This is a genomic window from Lactobacillus delbrueckii subsp. bulgaricus, from assembly GCF_046938665.1.
In the GTDB taxonomy this organism is placed as follows: Bacteria; Bacillota; Bacilli; order Lactobacillales; family Lactobacillaceae; genus Lactobacillus; species Lactobacillus delbrueckii_C.
Genome location: NZ_JBKZCD010000065.1, coordinates 1 through 855, shown reverse-complemented (window position 1 = coordinate 855; position 855 = coordinate 1). Strand labels below are relative to the sequence as shown.

At 38.6% G+C, this 855-nt stretch carries 1 protein-coding gene; it reads left to right on the top strand.

What is annotated here, in order from left to right:
- Positions 1–325: 325 nt before the first annotated feature.
- On the top strand, positions 326–855 hold a 530-nt coding region (locus ACLUXO_RS10180; RefSeq protein ID WP_412137449.1), incomplete at its 3' end, for a YSIRK-type signal peptide-containing protein.

The following is an 855-nucleotide window of genomic DNA, read 5'->3' as shown; positions in this document are numbered from 1 at the left end:
ATCAGCTATAGGCCTTTTTCCAAGATTAGTCAATAGGCAAGAACTCGTTTTTTGAGTACTTGCCTATTTTCGTTGTAAAGTCATAAGCTAATCACAATGATAAAATGGCAAATAATGGATGAATAGGAAAGGGTAGAAAGAGTAATATGATACTGGTAAGCGGTTTCTAAGATATACAACTGAGTTAAGTAAATTAGTATGGCCGAAATGTTAAAAAAACGTTCGTTGTATGTTATGATATTTGTTGAATTATAAGAATATAGCTTAAGAAGAGAAAATCTATATCAAAGCTATTGTGCTTTCAAAGAAAGTAGGGATTTATAAGATGTTGTCGAAGAACAACCGGAAGCTGCAAGAGCGCAAGCTTCAAGAAAAACAACGTTTTGGATTTAGAAAATACAGTTTTGGCTTAGCTTCAGCTTTGATTGGTGTATCATTCATGCTGGGTACTGGCAGCACTGTTTCAGCTGACACGACTATGCCAGCAGAAACTGTAGCTACTGCTACGACGAATAATGCTGACTCAGGCACTACGTCAACAGATACGACCAAGTCAGAAGCAACTGACACTAAGACTGACTCAACTGCTACTGAAGCAACTAACACTGCTTCTGATTCAAGCGACAAGTCAGCAGAAACTACTGCTTCAAGTACTACTTCAGAAGCAACTGAAACCAAAAGTGACTCAGCAGCTACCAATGCTGCTGAAGCAACTGAAACTAAGACCAGTACTGATAAGACTTCAGAAGCTGCAAGTGAAGATAAGAGCTCAGCAACTACTGACTCCAATGCCAGTGCTGATCAATCATCTGCTTCAGCAAGTACTGATTCAACTGCAAAAGCAAATACTGTTTT